We start from the raw sequence: 25,982 nt of genomic DNA, 5'->3' as shown, positions 1-25,982 counted from the left end.
GCGGTGCCCCGGCATCGGGACTCCGCCATTCGCGGCACGTCACGCCCAGCCGCCGCCGGGCCGGAGATCAGCTCTCCGCCGACGGGCCGGAGTTGGTGCGGGAGTTGACCACGTCGAGCACGTGGGTCACCGCCTCGGCCATCGGCACACCGTTGCGCTGCGAGCCGTCCCGGTAGCGGAACGAGACCGTGCCGGCGGCCACGTCGTCGTCACCGGCGATCACCATGAACGGGATCTTCTGCTGCTGGGCGTTGCGGATCTTCTTCTGCATCCGGTCGGTGCCGGTGTCCACCTGGGCGCGGATCCCCTCGGCGCGCAGCGCGGCCACGAAGCCGTGCAGGTAGTCGGTGTGCTCGTCGCGGATCGGGATGCCGATCACCTGCACCGGGGCCAGCCAGGCCGGGAAGGCGCCCGCGTAGTGCTCGGTGAGCACGCCGAAGAAGCGCTCGATCGAGCCGAAGAGGGCCCGGTGGATCATCACCGGCCGCTGCCGGCTGCCGTCCGCCGCCTGGTACTCCAGCCCGAACCGCTCCGGCTGGTTGAAGTCGACCTGGATGGTGGACATCTGCCAGGTGCGGCCGATCGCGTCCTTGGCCTGCACCGAGATCTTCGGGCCGTAGAAGGCCGCGCCGCCCGGATCCGGCACCAGGTCCAGCCCGGAGGCCTCGGCAGCGCTGCGCAGGGCCTCCGTGGCCTCCGCCCAGTCCTCGTCCGAGCCGATGAACTTCGGCGAGTCGTCCCGGGTGGACAGCTCGAGGTAGAAGTCGTCCAGGCCGTAGTCGCGCAGCAGGTCGAGCACGAAGGTGAGCAGGGTGGTCAGCTCGCCCGGCATCTGCTCGCGGGTGCAGTAGATGTGCGAGTCGTCCTGGGTCAGGCCGCGGACCCGGGTCAGGCCGTGCACCACGCCGGACTTCTCGTACCGGTAGACCGTGCCGAACTCGAAGAGCCGCAGCGGCAGCTCCCGGTACGACCGCCCGCGCGCCCTGAAGATCAGGTTGTGCATCGGGCAGTTCATGGCCTTGAGGTAGTAGTCCGCGCCCTCCAGCTGCATGGGCGGGAACATCGTGTCGGCGTAGTAGGGCAGGTGACCGGAGGTCTCGAAGAGCTGCGCCTTGGTGATGTGCGGGCTGTTGACGAACTCGTACCCGGCCGCCTCGTGCCGGCGACGCGAGTAGTTCTCCAGCTCGCGGCGGATGATGCCGCCCTTCGGGTGGAAGACCGCCAGGCCCGAGCCGATCTCGTCGGGGAAGCTGAACAGGTCCAGGTCCGCGCCGAGCTTGCGGTGGTCGCGCCGAGCGGCCTCCTCCAGCAGCTTCAGGTACGCCTTGAGCTCGTCCCGGGTCGGCCACGCGGTGCCGTACACCCGCTGCAGCTGCGGGTTCTTCTCCGAGCCCCGCCAGTACGCGGCGGCCGAGCGCATCAGCTTGAACGCGCCGATCAGCCGGGTGTTCGGCAGGTGCGGGCCGCGGCACAGGTCCGACCAGCAGACCTTGTCCTCGGCGGCGGCGAGGTTGTCGTAGATGGTCAGCTCGCCGCCGCCCACCTCCATCACCTGCGAGGAGTCGAGCCCCTCCCCCTTGACGTCGATCAGCTCCAGCTTGAACGGCTCGTTGGCCAGCTCGGCCCGGGCCTCGTCCAGGCTGTTGAAGCGGCGCCGGCGGAACCGCTGCCCGGACTTGACGATCTCCTGCATCCGCTTCTCGAGCTTGGCCAGGTCGTCCGGCTGGAACGGCTTGTCGACCTGGAAGTCGTAGTAGAAGCCGTTCTCGATCGGCGGCCCGATGCCGAGCTTGGCCTCGGGGAAGACGTCCTGCACCGCCTGGGCGAGCACGTGCGCGGTCGAGTGGCGCAGCACGTTCAGCCCGTCCGGCGAGTCGAGGCTCACCGGCTCGACGGCGGTCTCCTCCGCCGGCTTCCAGTCCAGGTCACGCAGCACGCCCTGGGGGTCGCGGACCACCACGATCGCCTTCGGGCCCGTGGTGGGCAGCCCGGCCGCCGCCACCGCGTCGGCCGCCGTCGTCCCGGCGGCGACGACGACGGGGTCGGCCACGACGGGGGTACGGGGTGCGGACACGGTGACTCCTGTCGTCGATGGGTTCGAACGTGCCGGGTACCGGCCCCTGCGATGCTATCGGTCGCCCTTTCCGCACCGTCGGCGACGCCGCGCTGTCCCGATCCGTGGCCTGGGCGGCGGCGCGGGGCTGGCTGCTCAGCCGCCGGCGGCGCGGGCCCACCGCGCCCCGCCCCACCGCGCGGCCCGCTCTCGACGCGGAGTGAGACGACACATTCCCCGAAAGAGCGGCCTCCGGACGCCAGCAAGGGCCACGTTCCGCGAAAGTGAGCGAACCTTGCACGGGCGGATGGGCGCCAGGCCCGGATCTTGGGAGCGCGTGGGTGCGGGTGGGGTCAGATGTGGGCGGGGAGCCAGTCGGGCAGGGGTTCGCGGGCGGCGAGCCAGCCGTCCGGCACCCCGCCCGGCGTGCCGATCCCGGTGTACGCGGCCACCACCCCGCCGACGATCGCCGCCGTGGTGTCCACATCCCCGCCCGCCTCGACGCAGACCCGGATCGCGGTCGGGTAGTCGCCGAGGTGGGTGGCGGCGACCCAGAGGGTGAACGGGACGGTGTCCTGCGCGGTGACCCGGGAGCCGTTGCCGAGCGCGTCGACCACCGCGGCGGCCGACTGGCCGAGCAGCTTGGCGGCCCGGCGTACGCCCTGGTGGACCTCGCCGGCCGGATCCAGGGCGCCGGCCACCGCATTGAGCAGCCGGGCCGGTTCGGGGCGGTCCCCGTCGAGCCGGGCCCGGGCGGCCAGCGAGGCGGCCACCGCCACCGCGACCGCCCCGGCGATCCCCTCCGGGTGGGCGTGCGTCACCTCGGCGGAGGCGCGGGCCTGGTCGGCGGCGCGGCGGATCGAGTCGGCGTACCAGGCGCCGAGCGGGGCGACCCGCATGGCGGCGCCGTTGCCGCAGGAGCCCTGCCCTGCGAACGCGGACGCGGCGGCCACCGGCCAGGGCGTACCGGTGCGGATCAGCCGCAGGATGGCCACCGCGCCCGGACCGTAACCGCGGTACGGCTCGCAGTGCTCGGCGAAGGCGAGCGCCAGCGCGTCCGGGTCGATCCGCCCGGTGCCGCCCAGCGCGGCCACCACGGAACAGGCCATCTCGGTGTCGTCGGTCCAGGGCCACGGCGGCGTGGGCAGCCGGCCGGCGGCGAGGTCCGCGGGGTGCCGCCAGGGGACGAAGAACTGGGAGCCGAGGGCGTCGCCGACCGACAGGCCGGCGAGGGCGTCGCGGGCGAGCGCCAGACGAGTGTCGGGGAAGAGGGTGAACGTCATCGTCGTCCCAGCTTGCCCGGTTCCCAGATGCGCCGCAACGCGATCAACTTGCCACGCCGAGTACGGTGCTGACGTGGCAACCGTCCTCCTGGTCGAAGACGATCACGTCGTACGCGGCGCCATGCTGCGCTCCCTCACCGACCGGGGGCACGCCGTGCACGCCGTCGGCACGGCGCTGGACGCACTGCGCCGGGTCGCCGCCGAGACACCCGACCTGGTCGTGCTCGATCTCGGCCTGCCCGATCTGGACGGCTCGGACGCGCTGCGGATGCTGCGCGGGATCACCGACGTGCCGATCATCATCGCCACCGCGCGGGACGACGAGCAGTCCGTGGTACGCCTGCTGCGGGCGGGCGCCGACGACTACATGGTCAAGCCGTTCACCGGCGCTCACCTGGACGCCCGGATCACCACGGTGCTCCGCCGGGCGGGCCGGGCCAGCCGTACCGTCCAGCCAGCCGTGCAGACCGTGGGTGGCCTGCGGGTGGACGTCGGCGAGCGCAGCGCGGTGCTGGACGGGGAGCCGCTGGCCCTGACCCGTAAGGAGTTCGACCTGCTGGCGTATCTCGCCGCGCGTCCCGGCCGGGTAGTGTCCCGGCGCGAACTCTTGGAGGAGGTATGGCGGCAGCCTTCGGTCGGCGAGGACCAGACCATCGACGTTCACCTATACTGGCTGCGCCGCAAAATGGGCGAGTCCGCAGCGAAGCCGCGCTACCTGCGCACCGTGCGGGGGGTCGGCTTCCGGCTGGTGGCGCCGGACTGAGGCCGGCGCTGGCCTGGCTCACGGCCGGCATGTGCAGCCTCGTCGCGCTCGCCTTCCTCATTCCGCTCGGGATCACCCTCGGCGACCAGGCGCGCGACGACAAGCTGGCCGACGCGGCCCGGCGCAGCGCCCTGGTCACGGGCGCGCTCGCGGCCAGCACCGACCCGGAGGTGGTCCGGCGGGCGGTGGCGGCGGCCGGCGACGAGCGCACGCCACGGCCGGTCGTACACGGGATCGACGCGGACGAGTCCGGCGGCCGGGCCGACGCCACGGCGCTGGACCGGGCCGGCGCCGGGCGCCGCTCGGTGGTCACCGACGTGCCCGGCGGCGTGCTGCGGCTGGACCCGGTGGTGCTCGGCGACAAGATCGCGGTGGTGGAGGTCTTCGTCCCCGAGACGGTGCTCGACGAGGGCTACGTCGAGCGGTGGCTGCTGCTGTTCGCGGTGGCCGTGGCGCTGGTCGGGGCCGCGGTGATCGTGGTCGACCGGGTGGCCGCCCGCGCGGTGGACGCCACCGGCGAACTGGTCAAGGCGGCGCTCGCGGTCGGCGACGGTGACCTCGGGGCACGGGTCGACCCGACCGGCCCGCGGGAGCTGGCCGAGGCCGGGCACGCGTTCAACCGGATGGCGGAGCGCCTGGTCGCGCTCCGCGCCGACGAGCGCGAACTCGTCGCCGACCTGTCCCACCGGCTGCGTACCCCGCTGACCGCGCTGCGACTCGACGCCGAGGCGCTGGAGTCCGACGACACCAGCATCGGCACGTTCAGCGCGGCGGAGCTGGACCGCCGCCGGGGCATCCGGCGGATCCGCCAGGCGATCGCCACGCTGGAGGGCGAGGTCGACCAGCTGATCAAGACGACCCGCAAGGCGGTCAGCCAGGAGACCGGCCCGGCCACCTGCGACGCCAGCGAGGTGGTCCGGGACCGGATGATCTTCTGGGCGGCGCTGGCCGGCGACCAGAACCGCCCGCACCGGGTGGTCGGGGCGCAGCTGCGCATCCCGGTCCCGGTGCCCCGGGCCGAGCTGGCCGCCGCGCTCGACGCGGTGATCGGCAACGTCTTCCGCTACACCCCACAGGGCACCGCCTTCGAGGTGGCGGTCAGCCGGCGGGACGGGTGGGTGGCGCTGCGCATCGACGACGCCGGCCCGGGCATCGCCAACCCCGACCGGGCGCTGCGCCGAGGCGCCAGCGACCAGGGCTCCACCGGGCTGGGGCTGGACATCGCCAAGCGGGTGGCGCTGCAGGCCAACGGGTCGGTCAGCATCGACCGGGCTCGGCTCGGCGGGGCCAGCGTGGTGATGCTGCTCGCCGACCCCGAGGCGACGCCCCGGCCGGTCAACCGGTTCGGCCTGGTGGGGCGGATGGCGCGGGACGCCCGGGAGCAGAAGAGCGGCCGCCGCTGGCGGCGCGCGCGCTGAGGCGCTGGTTGTGCGCCGGCGCAAGTCTTCCTTAGGACTGGATTAACGGCGGTCGACGTGCCCTCGTCGGCTGCCAGGATCAGAAGCCGAACCCATCAGTTCCGTCGGCCGGGACGCCCCGTCACACCATCCGGCCGGTGGGGCCGTGCGCGCGGCGGGAGTCGGTCCCCCCACATCCGCTCCCGTCGCGCGCCACTCCCCGTCGCCTCGCACCGCACCCCGGCTTGACCTGACCGCGGCCGGTGCGCTCAGCGCATCGCGGTCGCCAGGTACGCGTCGATCTCGCCGCTGATCCGGGCCTGCTCCGTGGGCTCCAGGAACGCGGCGGTGACCGCGTTACGGGCCAGCGCGGCGAGCCCGTCCGGGCCGAGGTGCAGCAGCCGGGCGGCGACCGCGTACTCGTCGTTGAGGGTGGTGCCGAACATGGGCGGGTCGTCGGAGTTGACGGTGACCAGCACCCCGGCCTCGACGAACTGCGGCAGCGGGTGCTCCTCGATGCTCGCCACCGCCCGGGTGCGGACGTTGGAGGTGGGGCACACCTCCAACGGGATCTGCCGCTCGGCCAGGTAGGTGAGCAGCTCCGGGTCGAGCACGGCGGAGACGCCGTGGCCGATCCGCTCCGCGCCCAGCTCCCGCAGCGCGTCCCAGACGGTCTCCGGGCCGGTGGTCTCGCCGGCGTGCGGCACCGAGCGCAGCCCGGCCGCCCGGGCCTGGTCGAAGTACGGCTTGAACTGCGGCCGCGGCACCCCGATCTCGGGCCCGCCCAGGCCGAAGCTGATCAACCCGTCCGGCCGCTGCTCCAGCGCGATCCGCAGGGTCTCCTCGGCGGCCGGCAGCCCCGCCTCGCCGGGGATGTCGAAGCACCAGCGCAGCGCGATGCCGAAGTCCGCCTCGGCCCGCTTGCGGGCGTCCTCGATCGCCTCGCAGAACGCCGGCGCCGGGATCCCCCGCCGCACGTGCGAGTACGGCGTCACGGTCAGCTCGGCGTACCGGACCTGCTGCCGGGCCAGTTCGCGGGCCACCTCGTGGGTCAGGATCCAGACGTCCTCGGGGTCGCGGATCAGGTCCACGACGCTGAGGTAGACCTCGATGAAGTGGGCGAAGTCGCGGAAGGCGAAGTAGTCGGCGAGCCGCTCCGGGTCGGCCGGGACCGGGCTGCGCCCCTCGTGCCGGGCGGCCAGCTCGGCGACGATCCGGGGCGAGGCGGAGCCGACGTGGTGCACGTGCAGCTCCACCTTGGGCAGTCCGGCGATGAACGTGGGCAGGTCGGTCACAGATTCTCCTCGCTGCGGGCGCCGGTACGGGCGACCACGAAGATCCGGCGGAACGGGAAGTACACCTGACCCTGCCGCACCGGGTACGCCTGCGCGAGCCGCACCCCGAGCTCGGCGCGGAAGTCGGCCCAGCCGGCGGCGTCGAGCGCGGCCCGGACCGGGCGCAGCGCCGTCCCATCCATCCAGCTCAGCACCGGGTGGTCCGCGCCGGCGGCGGCGGGAAGCAGGTGCACGTAGGTAGTTTCCCAGGCGTCGACCGCGCAGCCCGCACCGGCCAGCAGCGCGGCGTAGTCGACCGGGTCGTCGACGGGCGCCTCGCGCAGCAGCGGGGCGAGCGTGTCCCGCCACCGGTCCCGCCCGGCCACCTCGCGCAGCGCGCGGTGCGACGGGGCGGCGAAGTTGCCGGGCACCTGGAACGCCAGCCAGGCCCACGACGGCAGCTCGGCTGCCCAGCGGACGAGCAACTCCTGGTGGCCGGGCACCCACTGGAGCACCGCGTTGCAGACGACCACGTCGACGTCAGGCTCTGGGCGCCAGGAGCGCACGTCCCCGACCGCGAAGGACAGCGACTCGGCCAGGGTGCCGGTCGCCGCCAGGCTGCGGACCCGGCTCTGGGCGCGGGCCCGCGCGATCATCTCCGCGGAGGAGTCCAGGCCGGAGATCCGGCTGTCCGGCCAGCGGCCGGCGAGGGTCGCGGTCAAGGTGCCCGGGCCGCAGCCGAGGTCGACGACCGCGCGGGGCCGCTCCGCCGGGACCCGGGCCAGCAGGTCGTGGAACGGCCGGGACCGCTCGTCGCCATAGCGCAGGTAGGTGCTGGGATCCCACATGACGGCCTCCAAACCGTACGTACGTCTTGTTAGACCCTACGGCCCGCCGCGAGAACCGGCAAGCCGCTCACTAGGCTCTCCGGCGTGGAACAGCGCAGCTTCGACCGGCTCGGCCGGCAGGTGGGCATCGTCGGACTCGGCGCCTGGCAGCTCGGCGCCGACTGGGGTGAGGTCAGCGAGAGCGCGGCGATGGCCGTCCTCGCCGCCGCCGTGGACGCCGGGGTCACCTTCCTGGACACCGCCGACGTGTACGGCGACGGCCGCAGCGAGCAGCTGATCGGCCGGTTCCTGCGCGAGCGCCCCGGGCACGGGCTGACCGTGGCCACCAAGATGGGCCGGCGGGTGCCGCAGACGCCGGAGGCGTACACCCTGGACAACTTCCGGACCTGGACCGACCGGTCCCGGGCCAACCTCGGGGTGGACACCCTCGACCTGGTGCAGTTGCACTGCCCGCCCACCGCGGTCTTCGCCGACGACCGGGTCTTCGACGCGCTGGACACCCTGGTCGCCGAGCAGCGCGTCGCCGGGTACGGAGTCAGCGTCGAGACCTGCGACCAGGCGCTCACCGCCATCGCCCGCCCCGGGGTGGCCAGCGTGCAGATCATCCTCAACGCGGTCCGGCACAAGCCCCTGGACCGGGTGCTGCCCGCCGCCGCGGCGGCCCGGGTCGGCGTCATCGCCCGGGTGCCGCTGGCCAGCGGCCTGCTCTCCGGGCGGTACGACGAGCACACCACCTTCCCCGCGAACGACCACCGCACCTTCAACCGGCACGGCGAGTCGTTCGACGTCGGCGAGACCTTCTCCGGAGTGGACTACGATCTCGGCCTGGCCGCCGTACGCCGGCTCGTGCCGCTGGTCGGCGCCGACCGCACAATGGCCCAGTTCGCGCTCCGCTGGATCCTCGACCAGCCCGGCGTCACCGTGGTCATCCCCGGCGCGCGCAACGCCGAGCAGGCCCGGCGCAACGCCGCCGCGGCCGACCTGCCGCCGCTGACCGAGGGGGAGCTGGCCGCCGTCCGCGAGACCTACGACGAGCTGATCCGGCCGCAGGTGCACGGGCGGTGGTGACCCGGCCCGTGGGCGGCGTCGGCGCGGCGTCGCCGCGGACCGCCGCCGGCGGGCATCCTGGAGTCGGGCGGGCGTCGTCGGAGGGGGAACGATGAAAGGCTGGTTCCGGCTCACCCTGGGGCTGCTGGCCGTCGTGCTGGGTGCGGTCTGGACGCTGCAGGGACTGGGCTACGTGGACGGCAGCATGATGACCGGCGAACGGATCTGGGTGGTCATCGGCCCGATCGTCGTCCTGATCGGACTCGTCGTGCTCTGGTACGGGTTGCGGGCCCGGCGCCGGCGTACCTGAATCCGAGGAACGCGTCCAGATGCGGAAAGCCCCGCGTCCCGGAAGCGGGAAGCGGGGCTTCGTGCCGGCCGGCGCGGCCGGCAATTCGTCGCTCAGAGGGGGCGGACCTGCTCGGCCTGCGGACCCTTCTGACCCTGGGCGATCTCGAACTCCACCCGCTGGTTCTCCTCCAGCGTGCGGTAGCCGCTGGACTGGATGGCCGAGAAGTGGACGAACACGTCAGCACCCCCGCCGTCGACGGTGATGAAGCCGAAGCCCTTGTCAGCGTTGAACCACTTCACGGTTCCCTGCGCCATGTGTATCTCCTTCTAAAACTGGCGGCCGAGCACGCCGTGCGGCCGGTTGGCCGTTTTCGAGCAGCGGTGCCTGAGGCGGCCCCCGGTGAAGGAGACTTCTCTCAACCCACGCGTCTCGCAACAGCGTGAGACAGCAAACCACGTACGCAAAAACTCTGCACAGCCTACCCGACGAAATTCTCCGACATGTGACCTGACGGTTGTCAAAGGTCCACTGGCCGGGCTGTGCGAGCCGTGCGAAAGGCCCCCTTTCCGCGCTGGCGAAAAGAGGGCCTGCCGTGCGTAACTGATCAGTCGGGCCAGTGGCCGGTGAGCCGGCGTACGCCGACCGCCCCGCCCCGGGCCACCGCCGAGTGGACGACCGCGAAGATGGCCCCCTGCAACGCCGCGGCGACCAGGATCTCGCCCCAGCCCCGCTCCTCGTCGGTGGCGCTCGGCGCGTCGCCCTCGCCCGCCGTGATCCGCCAGACCTGCCGGAAGATGGCCCCGGCGACCGTACCGGCGGCCACCCCGAGCAGCACCCCGACGGGCTTGTACGCCACCTTGCCGATCCTGTTGCTCACCTACGCCTCCCGCGCACGATCAGCAGCACCACCACGGTCGCCACCGCGCCGGCCGCGACGGCCGCCCAGGGCGCGACCGCCCTGCCCTTCCCGGACGTCCGGGCCCGGGCGATCCGGGCCTTCCCGGCCGCCTGCTCCCGGGCGAACCGGGACTTCGCCGTCGCCTGCCCGCGCACCCGGGCCACGGCCTGGGCGGCCTGCTCGCGCACGCGCCCCTTCGCCTGCTCGGCAGACTCCCGCAGCCGGGCCTTCACGTCGGCCCGGGCGGCCAGCAGCTCCATCGTCTCACCGAGTTCCACCCGCGTGCGGCGGATCTCCTCACGGAGCGCCTCCACATCGCCGCGTCCGTTGCCGGTCATCCCCGTCTCCCGTCCTTTACCGCGGCGGCGACGGTGTCGACGTCCGCCCGGACACTGCGGACCGTCGCCTCCGGCACCGGTGGGACGGCACGGCTGACCTGCGTCTTGCCGACCAGGGCGAGAATCCCCGCGAGCAGGAAGAGCGCCACCGCCACGATCAGGGCGGCCAGCCACGCGGGCAGGACCAGCGCCAGCGCCAGGATCACCGTGGCGACCAGCGCCCCCGCGCCGTAGAGGGCCATCACCCCGCCGCCGCCGAACAGGCCGATCCCGATGCCGGCGTGCTTGCCCTTGCGGGTGAGTTCCACCCGGGCCAGCGCCAGTTCGTCCCGGACCAGGCGGGAGACCTGCTCGGTGGCCCGCTGGATGAGCTCCGCGGTGGACGGCTCGCTCCCGTTCCGGGACGTGCTGCGACTCGCGACGTCAGCCATGCTGTCCTCCTTTCATCATCCCCGCGCTGTATGCCCGGAGTCGCCGCCCGTCAATCCTGCGCGGAGAACGGCCGGTCGGCCCGGCCGCGCACCACCGGGCGTCGGGCCGCCGGGATGGCGAACCCGAGCCGGGGCGTGCGCCGCGGGTCCCCCGAAACGCGCCGGACAAACGCAGCGGGCGGAATGTCTTGCGCGGAGGCGAGGCCCCGGTGGCTGCCCCCTGGCACCGCGGTCGCCGCCTGCAGACGCGCGGGAGCCCCGGCGCCGGGGCTCGGGGCGGTCCGGTCAGCGGTGAGCGTCGACGGGTTCCTCCGGGCCGACGAAGACCTCGCTGCGGGCCTCGCCGTCGTCGCTGCCGCCGAAGACCCGCGCGTCGTCGGGCACGTCTTCGGGCAGCCGGGGGGCCGGTCGCCGGGACCGCACCGCCTGCCACGGCAGCGCGCCGGAGGCGTCGCCCACCTCGGTACGCAGCCGGGGCAGCGCGGCCGGGCGCTGGTCGCGTACCCAGGCCACCAGGTGCTCGCGGACCAGGCAGCGCAGGTCCCACAGGCTGCCGGCGTCGGCGGCGCTGACCAGGGCCCGCACCTTGACCATGCCGCCGGTGGCATCGGTCACCTGGAGTACGCAGACCCGGCCGTCCCACAGCTCGGTGCTCTCGCAGAGCCGGCGCAGCTCCTCCCGCATCGCCTGGACCGGGATCGCCCAGTCCACGTCGAACTCGGCGGTGCCGAGCACCGCCGCCTCGGTACGGGTCCAGTTCTGGAACGGGGTACGGGTGAAATAGGAGGTGGGCAGGATCAACCGCCGGTCGTCCCAGATCTGCACCACCACGTAGCTGAGGGTCAGCTCCTCGATCCGGCCCCACTCCCCCTCGACCACCACCACGTCGTCGAGGCGTACCGCGTCGCTGAAGGCGAGCTGGAGGCCGGCGAAGACGTTGCCCAGCAGGCTCTGGGCGGCCAGCGCGGCGACCGCGGCCGCCACACCGGCGGAGGTCAGCACGCCGGCGCCGATGCCCCGGACCGCGGGGAACGTCATCAGCATGACGCCCACGGTCAGGATGACGATCACCGCGATGGTGAGCCGGCGGAGCATCACCACCTGGGTCCGCACCCGGCGGGCGTGCCGGTTGTTCGGCACGTCCACCCGGAACCGGGCCAGCGCGGTGTCCTCGATCACCACCAGCAGCGAGGCGACCAGCCAGGCCGCGGCGACGATCAGGGCCAGCACCAGGACGTGCAGGACGACCTGACGCCACGGGCTGCCGACCGCGTACAGGGTGCCGAAGCGGACGGCGAGCTGCCCGGCGAACACGGTCGCGGCCACCTGGAACGGGCGGTGCGAGTGCTCGGTGAGCTCGGTCATCAGCACCGAGCGCCGGCCCAGCCGGCGGGCCACCCGGTGCACCACCTCGACCAGCAGCAGAGCGGCCGCCGCCGCGGCGAGCGCGGCGACGGCCGTTCCGACGTAGCTCTGCACGGATCTCTCTCCCTCCGGGCATGCTCGGGCAAAGGGCCCATAATGCCCGACGACCCCGGTATCGACCAGGATCAGACCCGCCGGTATCGGGACTGGAGGAAGCAGTAGACGCCGAAGGCGGCGATGCCGAGCGCCGCGAGGGTGAGCAGCACCGGTCCGTACGACTGGTCCCGCAGGATACGCAGGGCGGCGTCGAGGCCGCGGGCCTTCGCCGGGTCGTACTTCACCGCGGCCACCACGATCAGCAGGCCGGCGACGGCGAAGACCGCGCCCCGGGCGCCGTACCCGGCCATGCCGAGGCGGCGGGCCAGGGTGTGCGCCCTCGGGGTCAGCTGCCCGATCTTGAGATTGCGCTCGAACTTCTTCTTCAGCCCGTACCCGATCATGCCGACGCCGACGGCGGCGAGCACCAGGCCGGCCAGGCCGACCACCCAGCGGCCGCCGGTGCCGGCCATCAGCTTCGCGGTGAGCGCCTGCTGCTGGTCGGCTGCGTTGGCGCTGGCGTCCTGGAAGACCTTGACGGCGGTCCAGGCCAGCCAGCCGAAGACGACGGTACGCACCACGGACGCGATCCGCTCGAAGAGGCGGTCCCGGCCGCGCAGGCTCCGGTGGCCGATGGCCGCCTCGAACGCCTGCCAGATCGCCATGGCGAACAGGCCGATCGCGATCGCCACCAGCAGGAACTTGCCGAGCGGCTGGGCTCCCAGGGTGCGCAGGGCGCCGTTCTGGTTGCCCTCCTCACCGGAGTGACCGAAGGCGATCTGGAGCGCGAGCCAGGCGAAGAGGAGGTGCAGGATCCCGTAGCCGACGAAGCCGGCCCGGGTCAACAGTTCGAGCCACCGGCTGTTGGCGGCCCGGACGGCGGTGGCGCCGGCGTTCCGGGTGAGTGACATGGCGGCACAATCTCCCGCCGCCATGATCTCCAAACGTCGGCCACCACCGCCCGTGGCCGCGGGTCAGCCGTTGGGGTTACGGGCCACCCGGATGGCGACCTGGTCGGCGGTGACGCTGTCCAGGCTCACCTGGAAGCCGCCGGCCTCGGTGGCCTGCTGGCCGGTGGTGAGCGAGAGCTGCTCCCCGGCCACCTCCACGGTCACCTGGTCACCCTGGACGCCGACCAGCTTGGCCTCGACGCCGAGGATGCTGGCGCTGGCCTCGACGCCCCGGTCGAAGGTGACCGTGCAGGCGTCCAGGCCGCAGTCGGTGTCGGCGCCCTCGGAGCTGCAACCGGCCAGCAGCGCGACGCCGAGCGCGAGGCCGGCCAGCAGGCCGCCGGCGCGGCGGACGGGGGTCAGTGCGGGGGAAACGTGTCGGTTCGTCACCGTGCCAAGGGTACGAGACGATCGCCACGCCGCCACCGGCGTGTGATCGTTTCCGGCGGGCGTTAGGGTCCCGCCATGCCGTTCGACATCGCCCGCACCCGGGCCGCCTACCCCGCGCTGACCGAGGGCTTCGCCCACTTCGACGGTGCCGGCGGCACCCAGACCGCCCAGCCGGTGATCGCCGCGGTCGCCACCGCGATGCGGGCCGCGACGGGCAACCGGAGCAGCGCCTTCGTGCCCGGTCGGCGGTCGCTGGAGCTGGTCGCCGCCGCCCGCTCGGCGGTGGCGGACCTGCTCGGCGCGCAGGCTGAGGGGGTGGTGCTCGGGCCGAGCGCCACGGCGCTGACGTACACCCTGGCGCGGACGCTCGGCGCGGGCTGGCGCCCGGGCGACGAGGTGGTCGTCTCCCGGCTGGACCACGACGCCAACGTCCGGCCGTGGGTGCAGGCGGCCGAGGCCGCCGGGGCAACCGTGCGCTGGGCCGAGTTCGACCCGGCGACCGGCGAGCTGCCCGCCGGCCAGTACGCCGACCTCGTCGGCGAGCGCACCCGACTGGTCGCGGTGACCGCCGGCAGCAACGCCATCGGCACGGTGCCCGACGTCGCGGCGATCGCCAAGACCGCGCACGCGGCCGGCGCGCTGGTCTGCGTGGACGGAGTCCACGCGGTGCCGCACGGCCCCACCGACCTGACCTCGCTCGGCGCGGACTTCCTGGTCACCAGCGCCTACAAGTGGTCGGGGCCGCACCTGGCGGCGATGGTCGCCGACCCGGACCGCTGGGCGACGCTGCGGCCGGCGAAGCTGCTGCCCTCCTCCGACGCGGTCCCGGATCGGTTCGAGTACGGCACGCCGAGCTTCCCGCTGCTGGCCGGGGTGGCCGCCGCGGTGGACCACCTGGCCACCCTGGACCCCACGGCGACCGGCAGCCGCCGGGACCGGGTCCGGGCCGGGCTGGCCGCCGCCCAGGCCCACGAGGAGACGGTCTTCGAGCGGCTGCTCGCCGGCCTGGCCGAGCGGCCGGCGGTCACCGTGTACGGCTCCCCGGCCCGGCGCTGCCCCACCGTGTCGTTCCGGCTGGCCGGGCTGGGCCCGGCGGAGACGGCGGCGGCGCTGGGCGCGGCCGGCGTCTGCCTCTCCTCCGGCGACTACTACGCCTACGAGTACTTCCGCACCATGGGGTTGCGGGACAGTGGCGGCGCGGTCCGGGCCAGCGTCTACCACTACAACACGGCCGAGGAGGTGGACCGGTTGCTGGCCGAACTGGACCGGCTGGCCGACGCCGGGGAGACAATGGCCGGGTGAGCTATCTGGTCGAGGACGACCCCGCCAAGCGTCGGTTCGAGATCCTGGTCGACGACGCGCTGGCCGGGTTCACCGCGTACCTGCCGCGCAACGGCGTGCTGGTCCTGACGCACACCGAGGTGGACGAGCGCTACCGGGGCATGGGCGTGGGCGCGGCGCTGGTCCGGGGCACCCTGGACCAGCTCCGCGAGCGCGGCGACCGCATCGTGCCGCAGTGCGCCTTCGTCGCCAGGTTCATCGAGCGCCATGCCGAGTACGCCGACCTGGTGGTCGCCGCGCCGTAGGCCCCGGCCGGGTGGCGGCCGGCCCGGCCACGCCCGGATCAGCGGGTGCCGGCGAGGAGTTCGGCGGCGGCGTACCCGGCCGCCCGGGTGGCGCCGTGGGTGGCCACGTGCACCGCGCCGGTGACCAGCTCGGGGACGCCCAGCTCGACCACCACCGCGTCGGGGCGGGCCGCCAGCGCGCGGTCCACCGCCGCCCGCATCCAGTCGTGCCGGTGCAGGTCCCGCACCACCAGCACCAGGGGGCGGCCGACCGCCCCGCCGGCCGGGTCGGCCGGGGTGTCGCCCTCGGCGTACCGGACGGTGGTGGTGCCGGCGACGAGCGCGGTCAGCGGTGCGGCGATCCCCCACGGGGTCTCCGCGCCGATGGCGATGTTGCGGGGCGGGGCGAACTCCACCACGTGCGCCGGGCCGGCCAGCGGTAGCACCCCGGCCCCGGCCGCCCCGGTGACCACGCGCACCGCCCGGCGCGCGGCGGCCAGCCCGATCGCCGAGCCGTTGCCGGCGTGGGCCACCGGCGGCCGGTCGGCGCGGGCGGCGACCGTCCAGGCGGCGAGCTGGCCGACCCGCTTCGCCGCCTCGGCCAGGCGCTCCTCGGGCAACTGGCCGGCCACCACGGCGGCGACGATGGCGTCGCGCAGCTCCGCCGCGTCCGCCTCGGCGGCCCGCTCCCCACCCACGCAGATGGCGTCCGCCCCGGCGGCGAGGGCGCGCACGGCCGCCCCGGCGAAGCCGTAGCGGTCGGCGACCGCCCGCATCTCCACCGCGTCGGTCACCACCACCCCCTGGAAGCCCAGCTCATCGCGGAGCAGCCCGCCGAGGATCCGGGGGCTCAGGGTGGCCGGCAGCTCCGGGTCCAGCGCCGGCACCAGCAGGTGCCCGGTCATCACCGCCTGCGCCCCGGCGGCCACCGCCGCCCGGAACGGGGCCAGCTCGACCGCGTCCAGCCGGGCCCGGTCGCCGTCGATGCGGGGCAGGTCGTGGTGCGAGTCGACGTGGGTGTCGCCGTGACCGGGGAAGTGCTTGGCGCAGGCGGCCACCCCGCCGGCTTGGAGTCCGCGTACCCAGGCGGCGGTGTGCCGGGCCACCAGGGCCGGGTGGGCGCCGAACGAGCGGACCCCGATGACCGGGTTGGCCGGGTTGGAGTTGACGTCGGCGTCCGGGGCGTAGTTGAGGCCGACTCCCAGGGCGGCCAGCTCGGCGCCCAGGTCGCGGGCGACCTCCTCGGTCAGCTTCGGGTCGTCGACCGCGCCGAGGGCGAAGTTGCCGGGTCGCGAGCTGCCCCGGGCGGACTCGATCCGGGTGACGTCCCCCGCCTCCTCGTCGATCGCGACGATCACGTCGGGCCGCTCGGCACGCAGCGCCGCGGTCAGGCGGGCGAGCTGATCGTGGTCGACGACATTGCGGGCGAAGAGGACCACCGAGCCGAGCCCTGCGCCGAGCCACCGGCGGATCCAGGCCGGCGGGGTGGTGCCGACGAATCCGGGTTGCAGGACGGCCGCGGCGAGACCCGCCAGGTCTCCGGTCGCTCCCTCGATCCGCGCGCTCACACGTACCCCCGTCTCCCCCACGACCCGCCGCCTCCGGCGGTGGTGTCATGGTCACATCGCCTCCCGAAATAGTCAACAATCCTTACTGTTAGCGCCTGGCGCACCCCGGCACGCCATGGGAGAGTGCGACCATGCACCCCGCGCTGCTCGCCGACGCCACCACCGCCGCGGACATTCCCGGCGTACGCCTGCTCGGCCTGATGGTGGGCGGCGTGCTCCTGCTGCTCGCCATCCGCGCGATGTTCCGCCGCTGATCGCCGGAGCCCGCGGCGTTCGCGCGCCAGCTTCCCGGGTACGGCTCTCGTCGTCCGTACGGTGCGCCCGGCACCCGGCGAGGGAGATGTGATGAAGATCGGCTACTTCCTGTCCAGCGAGGAGTACGGCCCGGCGGAACTGCTCGCGCAGGCACGCGCCGCCGAGCAGGCCGGCTTCGCGGCGCTGTGGATCTCCGACCACTACCACCCCTGGCTCGACGTGCAGGGCCAGAGCTCCTTCGTCTGGTCCACGATCGGCGCGCTCAGCCAGGTCTGCTCGCTGCCGGTGACCACCGCGGTCACCTGCCCGATCATGCGAATCCACCCGGCGCTGATCGCCCAGGCCGCGGCCACCAGCGCGGTGCTGCACTCAGGCCGGTTCGTGCTCGGCGTCGGCACCGGCGAGGCGCTCAACGAGCACATCCTCGGCGGCCCCTGGCCGCAGCTCGACCTCCGGTTGGCGATGCTGGAGGAGGCGGTCGAGGTGATGCGCAAGCTGTGGCGCGGCCGGTTCGTCAACCACTACGGCGAGCACTACACGGTGCAGCACGCCCGGATCTACACGTTGCCGGACACTCCCCCGCCGGTCTACATGTCCGGCTTCGGTCCGAAGTCGATCGACCTGGCCGCCCGGATCGGCGACGGCTACATCAGCACCAAGCCCGACGCCGACCTGGTCCGCCGGTTCCGGGACGGCGGCGGCGGCGACAAGCCGTGCCAGGCCGGCTTCAAGGCGGCGTACGCCGAGAGCGAGGACGAGGGCGCTCGGCTCGCGTACGAGAAGTGGCCGAACGAGGCAATGCCCGGCGAGCTGTCCCAGGTGCTCCCCTCGCCGCGGCACTTCGAGCAGGCCGCGCAGCTGGTCAAGCCGGAGATGATGAAGCAGTCGTTCGTCTGCGGCAAGAACCCGGACGCCCACCTGGAGATGATCGACAAGTTCGCCAAGGCCGGCTACGACGAGCTCTACGTGACCAACACCGGCCCGCACTGGCAGGGCCTGCTCGACCTCTACCAGCGCGACGTGCTGCCCCGGCTGCGCTGAGCCGGGGGCGGACACGCGACGACATGCCGGCATGATGACGCACCCGATCAACCCGGCGTCCGCCCCGGACCGTCCCGTGCCCCCGCTCGATCGCCGGGCAGGACGCCGTGCAGCAGGGTGGCGACCAGCGCGTCCACCAGCTCGGCCGGGGGCTCCGGCGGCGGTCCGGACGGGTCGAGCAGCCGGCCGAGGACCAGGTCGTGGCAGACGCCGACGACCAGCGTGGCGACCGCCTCCGGGCTGGCCGAGGCCGCCACCCGGCCGAGCCGCCGCTCGGCGTGGACGTAACCGGCGAGTTCCGTCCGCAGGCCCTGACCGCCGGCCAGCGGGGTGGGCAGGTCACCCAGGCGGGCCAGCAGTTTCGGCTGGGTGGTCAGCCCGGCGAAGGCCGGCAGGATCGCCGCGTGCAGCGCCAGCGCCCGCGCCAGGTACGCGCGCAGGTTCGCCGCGACGGTCCCCTCCCCCGGGCGGGGAGCCGCACCGTCCAGCTCCGCCTCGACCGCCCGCACGTGCGCGTGCAGCGCGTACGCGAGCAGTTCCTCCTTGTCGGCGAAGTGGTTGTAGAGCACCCCGTCGGCGACCCCGGCCTCCCCGGCGATGTCCCGGACGGTCAGCCCGGCGGTGCCGCGCCGGGCGACCAGCGCCCGGGCGGCGGCGATCAGGTGCTCCCGTAGGCTCTGCTCGCCGCCGCGCAGCGCCGCCGCTCGTCTCGGTGCCATGAGGGGGCATCCTAAGGAGGCGCTCGGCGGTCAGTCGGGGCACCGGGCGGTGACCAGCCAGGCCGCGCCCCGCAGGTGCACCCCGTCCGGGCCCTCGTACGGGCGCATGGCCTCGACCAGCGCGGCCTGGACCCGCTCGCCGACCGTCGGGTCGAGCGGGGCGAGCTGGTGCTGGACCGGCCCCCAGCCGGCGAGGAAGGCAGCCGCCTCCGCCGCGTCCCGGCCCCACCGTCCCAGCGCCTGCTGCGGGGCGCAGGCCACCTCGACGAACCCGGCGTCGGTGAGCACCCCGCGGACGACGTCGGGGTCGGCGAAGGAGAGCGGTTCGCCGGCGGCCGTGCCGTCGGTGCCCGGTGCCGGCAAATGCGCGGCGAGGGGCGCGAGCACCGCGCCGAGGTCGCCCCGACGGACGTCGTCGAGGCAGACGAAGGTGAGCCGGCCGCCCGGGCGCAGCGCCCGGCGTACGTTGGCGAACGCGGCGACCGGGTCGGCGAAGAACATCACCCCGAACCGGCTCAGCGCGACGTCGAACCCGGCGGCCGGGAACGGGTGCACCTGGGCGTCGCCCCGGACGAAGTCCACGTTGTCCACGCCCTCGTCGGCCGCCGACGCCCGGGCCCGGTCGAGCATCGGCGCGGAGAGGTCGACGCCGACCGCGTGGCCGGTGCCGGAGCGCCGGGCGGCGAGCCGGGTGAGCTGCCCGTTGCCGCAGCCGATGTCGAGCACCCGGTCGCCGGGCCGGACCGCGGCGAGCAGCAGCTCGTTGAAGCCGCTGTTGACGGCGTCGTAGCGGGCCTGGTGCGCGGCCCAGTGTCGCCCCTCGTATCCGTTCCAGGCCTGCTCCTGATGCCCGTTCACGATCGTCCCCACCCCGGCCTCCTTAATGAACGGCTGTTCATGAACGCGTATTCAGAATGGGCTCGACGAGCAGGCCCGTCAACACCCGGTCCGGTTTCGGCCGTGATCGACGGGGGTAGCACAGCCAGGTACGGCATCCGGAGTGGGGTCCCGGCCCGGTGCTGAGCGACGAGGAGGACCAGATGCGGTGCTCTTCGACGAGGTGGGCCACAAGACGTTGTCCGTGCGCGTGGTGTCCGAACAGGGCCTGCTGACGCTGGACTAGCCTGACCCGGGCATGCCAGGCGTGCCCGTCGACACACGACCACCACGGCGAAAGGGGCTTGATCGTGATCGAGCAGCCGGCGTACACCGGGTTCGGTTTCTCCGACGAGGAGTGGGGGCTGCTGGTCGGGCTGCCGCAGTCCGTCCTCACCGCGGCGAGCGCGGCGGAGTCCGACGGCGCCCGACGCACCATGGCCGAGAGCGCCGCCGGGCTGGAGACCATCGCGACCGGACGCGAATCGGCCAGCCCGCTGGTGGCCGCCGTCGCCGGCGAGGTCGTCACCCGGGTGGGTGACCCGGAGATCGGCGCGGAGCTGCCGGTGATCGAGCCCGCCGACCCGCAGGCGATGATCGACGACGTGCTCGCCCGGGCCGCGCAGGCGTCGACCCTGCTGGCCGCCAAGGTGGACGAGGGGCAGGCCGGGGCCTACCGGCACTGGCTGGTGGAGATCGCCGAGCAGGTGGTGGGCGCCGCCGCCAGCGGCGGCCTGCTGGGCCTCGGCGGCGACGTGGTCAGCGACTCGGAGCGCCACTTCCGGGACCGGCTGGCGCAGGTGCTGAACGACTGATCCGGGGGCGCGACCCCGCGCCCGGCCTGGGACACCGGCCGAGGCCGACGGTTCTAACAGGTGAAGTTATCCTCGTCAATGACGGATATCAGACGCCCCACGACCGCAGACTGTGGCCTCCGTGGGGCGTCGTCATGGATGGAGGGTGACCGAAACACGGGGGTCGTGGCATGGAAATGATGCTCAACCGGATGATTCTCGACACCGAGCGGGTGCCCGCGGCCGATCGCTTCGGGCTGTGGCTGGACATGCTCGCCGACTCGCCCGCGCCCCTGCGGGTACGCACCGAGCACGCCGACGACTTCGTGGCGCGGGCGGACACCATCGACCTGGGCCGGATGCGGCTGGTCCGCTACCGCTACCCGCCGCTGGACTGCGTCCGGAGCCGGAAGCTGATCCAGCGCTCCGACCCGGACTACTACGTGCTCGCGCTGACCCTCGCCGGCACCGGCACGGCGGACCAGGCGGGCCAACGGAGCGAATGCCGCCCCGGCGACTTCACCTTCTACGACTGCTCCCGGCCGCACGAGGTCAGCCACCACGGCGAGCACCACGGGCTCGCGCACCCCAGCTCGATCGTGGCCTTCATCCCGTACGACGCGCTGCCGCTGCCCCACCGCCGGCTCGCCGCGCTGTTCGCCGGCCGGATGCCCGGCAACGAGGGGATCGGGGCGCTGCTCGCCGACTACCTCATCCGGATCACCGGCCACCCCGAGCAGTACCACGCGGCGGACGCCGAACGGCTGGCCGGCATCGGGCTCGACCTGGTGTCCATGATGCTCGGCCGGCATCTGGTGTCCGAGGACGCGGTGCCCACCGAGGTCCGCCGCCAGGCGCTGCTGGCCCAGGTGCGCTCCCACATCCGCCAGCACCTGGGGGACGCCACGCTGAGCCCGCAGTCGATCGCGGACGCGCACCACATCTCGGTGCGGTCGCTGCACCGGCTCTTCGAGGCCGAGGAGACCACGGTGGCGGCATACATCCGGGACCAGCGGCTGGAGCGGTGCCGGCGCGACCTCGCCGACCCGGCCCTGCGCGACCGGCCGATCCAGCTGATCGCGGGCCGCTGGGGCTTCCGGGACAAGGCCCACTTCAGCCGCGCCTTCCGGGCCGCGCACGAGGAGACTCCCCAGGCGTACCGGGTGCGGCACCTCGAACAGGCACGCATCGTCAACACTCCGGCGTCCGTAATCAACTCGCAGCGGACATACTGATCCCGGGCCGGCAGCCGGGAGACCGGCACGGCCCACTGGTAACGGGGGGCCGTGGCGAGGCGCCCGCGACAGGTCGTCGCGGGCGGCCGCCCGGTGCCGGCGCCTCCGCGACCCCGCGGACCGGCCAGTTCCCCCGCCGGCCGTCGACGGCCACGCCGGATTCCGGCCCCGTCCATCTCCCCCCAGGACCTCACGACGGGGCCGGTCAGGCCGCCTCCTCCAGCAGCGCCAGCACGGCCTTCTCCACCGCCTGTCGCGGCGTCGCCGGCTCCACCGGGACCACCACCCCGTCGTGGTAGAGGTCCACCACCCGCGGGTCCACGTAGGACGTTCGGGCCACGGTGGGCGTGTTGCCGAGCAGCTCGGCGACCGAGCGCATCACCGCGGCGACCGCCCGCTTCCGGGCCGTCGCGGAGCGCTGGGCGCCGGCCGCCGCCAGCTCGGTGGCGGCCAGCACCGTGGCGTGCCAGGTACGGAAGTCCTTGGCGGTCATCTCCCCGCCGCTGGCGTCCCGCAGGTAGTCGTTGACCTCGTCGCTGCGTACGTCCCGCCAGAGCCGGCCGTCCCAGTAGCCGAACAGCCGCTCCTCCGTCCGCCGCCGGCGCCGCAGGCTGGTCAGCACCCGGCACAGCTCGGCGTCCTCGATCCGGCGTACCTGCTCGATGCCGCCCTTCGCCGGGAACTCGAAGACCACGCAGCCGCCCCGGGACCGGGCGTGCTCGGGGCGCAGGGTGGCGACGCCGAAGGTGGGGTCGTCACCGGTGGCGTACTGGTCGCTGCCGACCCGGAAGGTGCCCATGTCCAGCAGCCGGGCGACGGTGGCGAGGACGCGTTCCCGGCGCAGCCCGCGCAGCGCCAGGTCGTGGTCCACCTGGTCGCGCAGCACCGGTAGCCGGTGCGCCACCCCGAGCACGTGGTCGAACTTGGCCTCGTCCCGCTTCTGCCGCCACTGCGGGTGGTAGAGGTACTGCTTGCGCCCGGCCGCGTCGATGCCGGTGGCCTGGATGTGCCCGTTGGGGTACGGCGAGATCCACACGTCCCGCCAGGCCGGCGGGATGACGAGATCACGCAGCCGGGCCAGCTCGTCGGGGTCGCGGACCGGCGCGCCCTCCGGGTCGACGAAGAGCCAGCCCTTGCCGCGCCGCCGGCGTCCGTACCCCGGCCGGCCCGGATCGCTACGCCGTAATCGCACCGGAGACCCGCATCGCCCGTTCCGCCTCGTCCGCGGCGGCCAGCACCTCGTCCACCTGAATGACCGCCAGAGTCGGGTGACTTCCTACCCCGGCGCCGGCCCGCCAACCCCGGTCGAGCCCGGGGCGACGCGTGACGTCGAGCACCCGGTGCCGGGGCCGGTCCGGCGGCGGCCCCCAGTGCGCCGGCGGCACCGGCCCGAAGAGCACCACCGACGCGGTGCCGTACCCGGTGGCCAGGTGGGCCACCCCGGTGTCCCCGCTGACCACCAGCCGGGCGTCGGCAACCAGGGCGGCCAGCTCGGCCAGGTCGGTCCGGCCGGCGAGCACCGCGTCCGGCGGCAGCCCGGCGTCGCGGGCGATCCGGGCGGACAGGTCCCGCTCGCCGGTCGAACCGGTGAGCACCACCCGGTGCCCCCGATCGGCGAGGGCCCGGGCGAGCGCCGCGAACCGCCCCGCCGGCCAGCGCTTCGCCGGGATCTTGCTCCCCGGGTGCAGCACGGTGACGCCGGCCGGCATCCCGGCGGCGGGCGGGCGGCGCAGCGCCAGGTCGCCCGGGTCGGCCGACAGGCCGTACCAGTCCAGCAGCCGGCACCAGCGGCGGACCTCGTGCTCGTCGTCGTCCCACGGCGGGCCGTCACCGTGCCCCGCCTCGGCGTTCGCGAAGGCGAGCAGCCGGCCGGGCCGGGCGTCGGCGAGCATCCGGTGCGACCGCGGGCCCCGGCCGTGCAGGTTGACCGCCACTTCCGGCGGCGGGCCGGGCCAGGCCGGGTGATCCGCCAGCCCGTCGGTGGGCAGCACCCGGTCGATCCCGCCGACCAGGTCGGCCAGTGGCGCCAGCCAGGCCGGCGCGGCCAGCACCAGCTCGCGGTCCGGGAAGCCGGCCCGCAGGCCGCGCAGCGCCGGGACGGCGGTGGCCAGGTCGCCGACACCGAGCGCCCGGAGCACGAGGATCACGGGTACGAGGATTCCTGCTCGGCGCAGACCACCATCTCCCGTACGGCGCAGCCGACCGGCTGGGAGAGGGCGAACATGATCGCGGCGGCGGTGTCGGCGGGTTCGTTGAGCGCCGCGTCCGGGCCGGGCCGGTACTGCGCGTCCCGCTCGTCGAAGAACGCGGTGCGCATGCCGCCGGGGATGAGCAGGGTGACGCCGACCGCGCCGGCCAGTTCGGCGGCGAGCGCCCGGGTGAAGCCGACCACTCCGAACTTCGCCGCGCAGTACGCGGTGGCGTCGCTGACCGCCTTCACGCCGAGGGTGGAGGCGACCGTGACGATGTTCCCCCGGGAGGCTTCCAGGTACGGCAGCGCGGCCCGGATCACCGCGGCCGTGGCGAGCAGGTCGACCGTCACGATCCGTTCCCAGGTCTCCCCCGGGATGTCGGCCAGCCGGCCCGGCATGTCCATGCCGGCGGCGGTGACCACGGCGTCCAGCCCGCCGGAACGTTCGGCCAGATCCCGGGTGGCGGCCTCGGCGGCCCGGGTGTCGGCCAGGTCGCATTCGATCCACGGAACCCCGTCCGCGGGGCGCTGCCGGTCGAGCACGAGGGGACGGCCGCCGGCGCGGGCCACCGCGGTGACCACCGCGGCGCCCAGCCCGCTCGCGCCGCCGGTGACCAGGACGGTGGGGCCGGCCCCGGGTGGACTGCTGCTCATGCCGCCTCCTCCTTCCGCTCGGCGCCGGCATGAGGCACCAGGGCGCTGCACTGACGATTCGCTCGCTGACGCTCGCTCATGCCGGCACTCCGCTTCGCTCCGTGCCGCCATGAGGCACCACCGCACTGCGTTGATGATTCGCTCGCTGACGCTCGCTCATCGTGCCCCCTCCGCCGTCGGCCGGATGACCGCCGCCCGGGCCGGGCCGCCGGCGCCGGGCGGGACGCCGCCGCCCGGCGGGACGGCGGAGGCCCGACCGGCGCGGGCCGCCGCGATCATGTCGCTGGTGGACCGCCCGTCCAGATAGGGCACGACGACTGTGTGCCCGCCCCAGCGGGCCAGGATCTCCGCCTCGGGCAGGGTCTCCGCGCCGCCACCGCTGGCGTAGTCGCCGCCCTTGACCCAGATGTCCGGCCGCAGCCAGGAGAGCGCCGCGTGCGGCGTCGGCTCGTCGAAGATCATCACCGCGTCCACGCAGCCCAGCGCGGCGAGCAGTCGGCTGCGGTCGCCCTGCGGCACGACCGGGCGCTCGGGGCCCTTCAGGCCGGCCACGCTGGCGTCGGAGTTGAGGCAGACGACAAGGCAGTCGCCGAGCTGCCGGGCGGCCTGGAGGGTCGCCACGTGCCCGGCGTGCAGCAGGTCGAAGCAACCGCCGGTGGCGACCACCGTGCCGCCGGCGGCCCGCACCTCGGCGACCACCGCACCGGCGGCGTCGGCGCCGATCCGGTCCCCGCCGCCGGAGACCACCACCGGTGAGGCGTCCCGGACCGGGGCGGGCAGCGCGGTGCCCACTCCCCCGCCGGCCACGTACGCGGACGCCTCGGCGACCGCCGCCTGCACCGCCTCGGAGACGAGCGCGCCCCCGGCCAGGGCGAGGGCGGCCGCGGCCGCGAACCGGTCCCCCGCCCCGCAGGTGTCCCCGTCCGCGCTGGCGGACGCGGGGACCACCAGCGGGGTCGAGCCGGCGTGGCAGAGCAGCGCGCCCTCCCCGCCCATGGTCACCGCGACCGCGCCGGCCTGCCAGCGCTGGCGCAGGGCCTGGGCGCTCCGGGACGCGGTGACCAGCCGGGACGCGCCCGGCCGCACCTTCGCCAGCTCGCGCGCCTCCGCCTCGTTCGGGGTGGCCAGGTGCACCCCGGGCACCGCCTCCGGCCCGCGCGGGTGCGGATCCCACACCACCGGCGCGCGGGTGGCGGCGAGCGCCGCCCGCAGCGCCGGATCCCGGGCGACGCCCCGGCCGTAGTCGCTGACCAGCACCACGGCGGCGTCGGCGAGCAGCCGCAGCACCGCCTCGCTCGGCTCACCGGGCTCGCCGGCCGGCCCGCCGCGGTCGTGCCGCAGCAGCACCCGGCCGCGGGCCCGCAGCCGGATCTTCTCTGGGGTGGCCCCGGCCAGCGGCAGCGCGTACAGCTGCACGCCGGCGGCGGCGAGCAGCGTGCCGAGCCGGGCTCCGCCGGCGTCGTCGGCGACCGCGGTGACCAGCGCGACCTCGGCGCCCTCGGCGGCGGCGAAGACCGCGGCCAGGCCGGCGCCGCCGGGGCGGTCGACGTACGTGCTCTCGTCGAGCACCGGCACCGGGGAGTCCGGGCAGAGCCGGTTCACCGTGCCCTCGACGTCCCGGTCCAACAGGGTGTCGCCGAGCACCACCACGGGTCCCGT

Annotated in this window: 28 protein-coding genes; 10 read left to right on the top strand and 18 right to left on the bottom strand. The window is 74.5% G+C overall.

Annotated features, from left to right (window positions below; genetic code table 11):
* Nucleotides 1–67: 67 nt before the first annotated feature.
* Both thrS and ACFYM6_RS20800 read right to left on the bottom strand, forming a co-directional pair.
* Nucleotides 68–2,074, bottom strand: coding sequence for a threonine--tRNA ligase (thrS, locus tag ACFYM6_RS20805; protein WP_387277732.1), 2,007 nt, complete (start codon nt 2,072–2,074; stop codon nt 68–70).
* Between the two features lie 332 nt (nt 2,075–2,406).
* Nucleotides 2,407–3,336, bottom strand: coding sequence for an ADP-ribosylglycohydrolase family protein (locus ACFYM6_RS20800; RefSeq protein ID WP_387277730.1), 930 nt, complete (start codon nt 3,334–3,336; stop codon nt 2,407–2,409).
* A gap of 73 nt (nt 3,337–3,409) precedes the next feature.
* Here ACFYM6_RS20800 and ACFYM6_RS20795 point away from each other — a divergent pair, with 73 nt between their 5' ends.
* Together ACFYM6_RS20795 and ACFYM6_RS20790 are read left to right on the top strand one after the other, a co-directional pair.
* The gene (locus tag ACFYM6_RS20795; RefSeq protein WP_387277728.1) at nt 3,410–4,099 is read left to right on the top strand and encodes a response regulator transcription factor; all 690 of its coding nucleotides are present in this window, start codon (nt 3,410–3,412) and stop codon (nt 4,097–4,099) included.
* Nucleotides 4,100–4,128: 29 nt separating this feature from the next.
* Entirely contained in the window at nt 4,129–5,517 is a 1,389-nt protein-coding gene (locus ACFYM6_RS20790) for an ATP-binding protein (RefSeq protein WP_387277726.1), read from the top strand.
* Nucleotides 5,518–5,765: 248 nt separating this feature from the next.
* Here the strand turns inward: ACFYM6_RS20790 and ACFYM6_RS20785 are convergent, their stop codons facing one another.
* Together ACFYM6_RS20785 and ACFYM6_RS20780 are read right to left on the bottom strand one after the other, a co-directional pair.
* Nucleotides 5,766–6,791 (bottom strand): adenosine deaminase, encoded by a 1,026-nt coding sequence (locus tag ACFYM6_RS20785; RefSeq protein WP_387277724.1) that lies wholly within the window; start codon nt 6,789–6,791, stop codon nt 5,766–5,768.
* On the bottom strand, nt 6,788–7,618 hold the full coding sequence (locus ACFYM6_RS20780) for a trans-aconitate 2-methyltransferase (RefSeq protein ID WP_387277722.1): 831 nt from the start codon (nt 7,616–7,618) through the stop codon (nt 6,788–6,790). The genes ACFYM6_RS20785 and ACFYM6_RS20780 overlap by 4 nt, the downstream gene beginning before the upstream one ends.
* Nucleotides 7,619–7,702: 84 nt before the next feature.
* Between ACFYM6_RS20780 and ACFYM6_RS20775 the strand changes: the two genes are divergently transcribed.
* Both ACFYM6_RS20775 and ACFYM6_RS20770 read left to right on the top strand, forming a co-directional pair.
* Complete coding sequence (locus ACFYM6_RS20775; protein ID WP_387277720.1) at nt 7,703–8,686, top strand: aldo/keto reductase; 984 nt, start codon at nt 7,703–7,705, stop codon at nt 8,684–8,686.
* 91 nt (nt 8,687–8,777) lie between these two features.
* Complete coding sequence (locus ACFYM6_RS20770; RefSeq protein WP_357446116.1) at nt 8,778–8,975, top strand: hypothetical protein; 198 nt, start codon at nt 8,778–8,780, stop codon at nt 8,973–8,975.
* A 92-nt stretch (nt 8,976–9,067) separates the two neighbouring features.
* Here ACFYM6_RS20770 and ACFYM6_RS20765 read toward each other — a convergent pair whose 3' ends face one another.
* The 7 genes from ACFYM6_RS20765 to ACFYM6_RS20735 all read right to left on the bottom strand — a co-directional run bounded on the left by ACFYM6_RS20765 (nt 9,068) and on the right by ACFYM6_RS20735 (nt 13,425).
* Complete coding sequence (locus ACFYM6_RS20765) at nt 9,068–9,271, bottom strand: cold-shock protein (protein WP_013732668.1); 204 nt, start codon at nt 9,269–9,271, stop codon at nt 9,068–9,070.
* Between the two features lie 290 nt (nt 9,272–9,561).
* The gene (locus ACFYM6_RS20760) at nt 9,562–9,834 is read right to left on the bottom strand and encodes a DUF4235 domain-containing protein (protein WP_387277717.1); all 273 of its coding nucleotides are present in this window, start codon (nt 9,832–9,834) and stop codon (nt 9,562–9,564) included.
* Nucleotides 9,831–10,193 carry a DUF3618 domain-containing protein gene (locus ACFYM6_RS20755; RefSeq protein ID WP_387277715.1) on the bottom strand — a complete coding sequence of 121 codons (363 nt, stop codon included), beginning with the start codon at nt 10,191–10,193 and terminating at the stop codon, nt 9,831–9,833. The genes ACFYM6_RS20760 and ACFYM6_RS20755 overlap by 4 nt, the downstream gene beginning before the upstream one ends.
* Nucleotides 10,190–10,624 (bottom strand): phage holin family protein, encoded by a 435-nt coding sequence (locus ACFYM6_RS20750; RefSeq protein ID WP_073839490.1) that lies wholly within the window; start codon nt 10,622–10,624, stop codon nt 10,190–10,192. Before ACFYM6_RS20750 ends, ACFYM6_RS20755 begins: the two co-directional genes overlap by 4 nt.
* A gap of 285 nt (nt 10,625–10,909) precedes the next feature.
* Nucleotides 10,910–12,103: a mechanosensitive ion channel family protein gene (locus ACFYM6_RS20745; protein ID WP_387277713.1), complete on the bottom strand. Its 1,194-nt coding sequence runs from the start codon at nt 12,101–12,103 to the stop codon at nt 10,910–10,912.
* Nucleotides 12,104–12,174: 71 nt separating this feature from the next.
* Nucleotides 12,175–12,996 (bottom strand): DUF1206 domain-containing protein, encoded by an 822-nt coding sequence (locus tag ACFYM6_RS20740; protein ID WP_387277711.1) that lies wholly within the window; start codon nt 12,994–12,996, stop codon nt 12,175–12,177.
* A 63-nt stretch (nt 12,997–13,059) separates the two neighbouring features.
* Nucleotides 13,060–13,425: a hypothetical protein gene (locus ACFYM6_RS20735; protein WP_387277709.1), complete on the bottom strand. Its 366-nt coding sequence runs from the start codon at nt 13,423–13,425 to the stop codon at nt 13,060–13,062.
* 75 nt (nt 13,426–13,500) lie between these two features.
* Between ACFYM6_RS20735 and ACFYM6_RS20730 the strand changes: the two genes are divergently transcribed.
* Together ACFYM6_RS20730 and ACFYM6_RS20725 are read left to right on the top strand one after the other, a co-directional pair.
* A complete protein-coding gene (locus ACFYM6_RS20730) occupies nt 13,501–14,727 on the top strand; it encodes a cysteine desulfurase-like protein (protein ID WP_387277707.1) in 1,227 nt (408 codons plus the stop codon).
* Nucleotides 14,724–15,011 (top strand): GNAT family N-acetyltransferase, encoded by a 288-nt coding sequence (locus tag ACFYM6_RS20725; protein ID WP_387277705.1) that lies wholly within the window; start codon nt 14,724–14,726, stop codon nt 15,009–15,011. Before ACFYM6_RS20730 ends, ACFYM6_RS20725 begins: the two co-directional genes overlap by 4 nt.
* A 38-nt stretch (nt 15,012–15,049) precedes the next feature.
* Here the strand turns inward: ACFYM6_RS20725 and ACFYM6_RS20720 are convergent, their stop codons facing one another.
* Nucleotides 15,050–16,558 carry a glycoside hydrolase family 3 protein gene (locus ACFYM6_RS20720; protein WP_387277703.1) on the bottom strand — a complete coding sequence of 503 codons (1,509 nt, stop codon included), beginning with the start codon at nt 16,556–16,558 and terminating at the stop codon, nt 15,050–15,052.
* A 131-nt stretch (nt 16,559–16,689) separates the two neighbouring features.
* Between ACFYM6_RS20720 and ACFYM6_RS20715 the strand changes: the two genes are divergently transcribed.
* Entirely contained in the window at nt 16,690–16,812 is a 123-nt protein-coding gene (locus ACFYM6_RS20715; protein WP_387277701.1) for a hypothetical protein, read from the top strand.
* A gap of 91 nt (nt 16,813–16,903) precedes the next feature.
* On the top strand, nt 16,904–17,854 hold the full coding sequence (locus ACFYM6_RS20710; protein ID WP_387277699.1) for a TIGR03557 family F420-dependent LLM class oxidoreductase: 951 nt from the start codon (nt 16,904–16,906) through the stop codon (nt 17,852–17,854).
* A 47-nt stretch (nt 17,855–17,901) separates the two neighbouring features.
* On the opposite strand, the gene ACFYM6_RS20705 is transcribed toward ACFYM6_RS20710, so the two are convergent.
* Nucleotides 17,902–18,573: a TetR/AcrR family transcriptional regulator gene (locus ACFYM6_RS20705; protein WP_387277697.1), complete on the bottom strand. Its 672-nt coding sequence runs from the start codon at nt 18,571–18,573 to the stop codon at nt 17,902–17,904.
* 30 nt (nt 18,574–18,603) lie between these two features.
* On the bottom strand, nt 18,604–19,443 hold the full coding sequence (locus ACFYM6_RS20700) for a class I SAM-dependent methyltransferase (RefSeq protein WP_387277695.1): 840 nt from the start codon (nt 19,441–19,443) through the stop codon (nt 18,604–18,606).
* A 317-nt stretch (nt 19,444–19,760) separates the two neighbouring features.
* Here ACFYM6_RS20700 and ACFYM6_RS20695 point away from each other — a divergent pair, with 317 nt between their 5' ends.
* Together ACFYM6_RS20695 and ACFYM6_RS20690 are read left to right on the top strand one after the other, a co-directional pair.
* The gene (locus tag ACFYM6_RS20695) at nt 19,761–20,264 is read left to right on the top strand and encodes a hypothetical protein (RefSeq protein WP_387277693.1); all 504 of its coding nucleotides are present in this window, start codon (nt 19,761–19,763) and stop codon (nt 20,262–20,264) included.
* A gap of 170 nt (nt 20,265–20,434) precedes the next feature.
* A complete protein-coding gene (locus ACFYM6_RS20690) occupies nt 20,435–21,478 on the top strand; it encodes a helix-turn-helix domain-containing protein (protein WP_387277691.1) in 1,044 nt (347 codons plus the stop codon).
* Nucleotides 21,479–21,683: 205 nt separating this feature from the next.
* Here ACFYM6_RS20690 and ACFYM6_RS20685 read toward each other — a convergent pair whose 3' ends face one another.
* The 4 genes from ACFYM6_RS20685 to ACFYM6_RS20670 form a co-directional block, all read right to left on the bottom strand.
* Nucleotides 21,684–22,670, bottom strand: coding sequence for a DNA topoisomerase IB (locus ACFYM6_RS20685; protein ID WP_387277689.1), 987 nt, complete (start codon nt 22,668–22,670; stop codon nt 21,684–21,686).
* On the bottom strand, nt 22,654–23,625 hold the full coding sequence (locus ACFYM6_RS20680) for a glycosyltransferase family 9 protein (protein WP_387277687.1): 972 nt from the start codon (nt 23,623–23,625) through the stop codon (nt 22,654–22,656). Before ACFYM6_RS20680 ends, ACFYM6_RS20685 begins: the two co-directional genes overlap by 17 nt.
* On the bottom strand, nt 23,622–24,323 hold the full coding sequence (locus ACFYM6_RS20675; RefSeq protein ID WP_387277685.1) for an SDR family oxidoreductase: 702 nt from the start codon (nt 24,321–24,323) through the stop codon (nt 23,622–23,624). The genes ACFYM6_RS20680 and ACFYM6_RS20675 overlap by 4 nt, the downstream gene beginning before the upstream one ends.
* 156 nt (nt 24,324–24,479) lie before the next feature.
* Nucleotides 24,480–25,970: a PfkB family carbohydrate kinase gene (locus ACFYM6_RS20670; protein ID WP_387277802.1), complete on the bottom strand. Its 1,491-nt coding sequence runs from the start codon at nt 25,968–25,970 to the stop codon at nt 24,480–24,482.
* Nucleotides 25,971–25,982: the final 12 nt, after the last annotated feature.

The sequence above is a fragment of the Micromonospora sp. NPDC006431 genome, from assembly GCF_042870725.1.
Classification (GTDB): domain Bacteria; phylum Actinomycetota; class Actinomycetes; order Mycobacteriales; family Micromonosporaceae; genus Micromonospora.
The sequence above is the reverse complement of the archived record's forward strand: the minus strand, read 5'-3'. Positions and strand labels throughout refer to the sequence as shown.

Bases quoted from the DNA above. Each gene is read 5' to 3' on its own strand.
- ACFYM6_RS20800 (WP_387277730.1), bottom strand. From the start codon at position 3,336: ATGACGTTCACCCTCTTCCCCGACACTCGTCTGGCGCTCGCCCGCGAC.
- ACFYM6_RS20790 (WP_387277726.1), top strand. From the start codon at position 4,129: ATGTGCAGCCTCGTCGCGCTCGCCTTCCTCATTCCGCTCGGGATCACC.
- ACFYM6_RS20780 (WP_387277722.1), bottom strand. From the start codon at position 7,618: ATGTGGGATCCCAGCACCTACCTGCGCTATGGCGACGAGCGGTCCCGG.
- ACFYM6_RS20770 (WP_357446116.1), top strand. From the start codon at position 8,778: ATGAAAGGCTGGTTCCGGCTCACCCTGGGGCTGCTGGCCGTCGTGCTG.
- ACFYM6_RS20765 (WP_013732668.1), bottom strand. From the start codon at position 9,271: ATGGCGCAGGGAACCGTGAAGTGGTTCAACGCTGACAAGGGCTTCGGC.
- ACFYM6_RS20755 (WP_387277715.1), bottom strand. From the start codon at position 10,193: ATGACCGGCAACGGACGCGGCGATGTGGAGGCGCTCCGTGAGGAGATC.
- ACFYM6_RS20750 (WP_073839490.1), bottom strand. From the start codon at position 10,624: ATGGCTGACGTCGCGAGTCGCAGCACGTCCCGGAACGGGAGCGAGCCG.
- ACFYM6_RS20740 (WP_387277711.1), bottom strand. From the start codon at position 12,996: ATGTCACTCACCCGGAACGCCGGCGCCACCGCCGTCCGGGCCGCCAAC.
- ACFYM6_RS20730 (WP_387277707.1), top strand. From the start codon at position 13,501: ATGCCGTTCGACATCGCCCGCACCCGGGCCGCCTACCCCGCGCTGACC.
- ACFYM6_RS20715 (WP_387277701.1), top strand. From the start codon at position 16,690: ATGCACCCCGCGCTGCTCGCCGACGCCACCACCGCCGCGGACATTCCC.
- ACFYM6_RS20710 (WP_387277699.1), top strand. From the start codon at position 16,904: ATGAAGATCGGCTACTTCCTGTCCAGCGAGGAGTACGGCCCGGCGGAA.
- ACFYM6_RS20705 (WP_387277697.1), bottom strand. From the start codon at position 18,573: ATGGCACCGAGACGAGCGGCGGCGCTGCGCGGCGGCGAGCAGAGCCTA.
- ACFYM6_RS20690 (WP_387277691.1), top strand. From the start codon at position 20,435: ATGGAAATGATGCTCAACCGGATGATTCTCGACACCGAGCGGGTGCCC.
- ACFYM6_RS20675 (WP_387277685.1), bottom strand. From the start codon at position 24,323: ATGAGCAGCAGTCCACCCGGGGCCGGCCCCACCGTCCTGGTCACCGGC.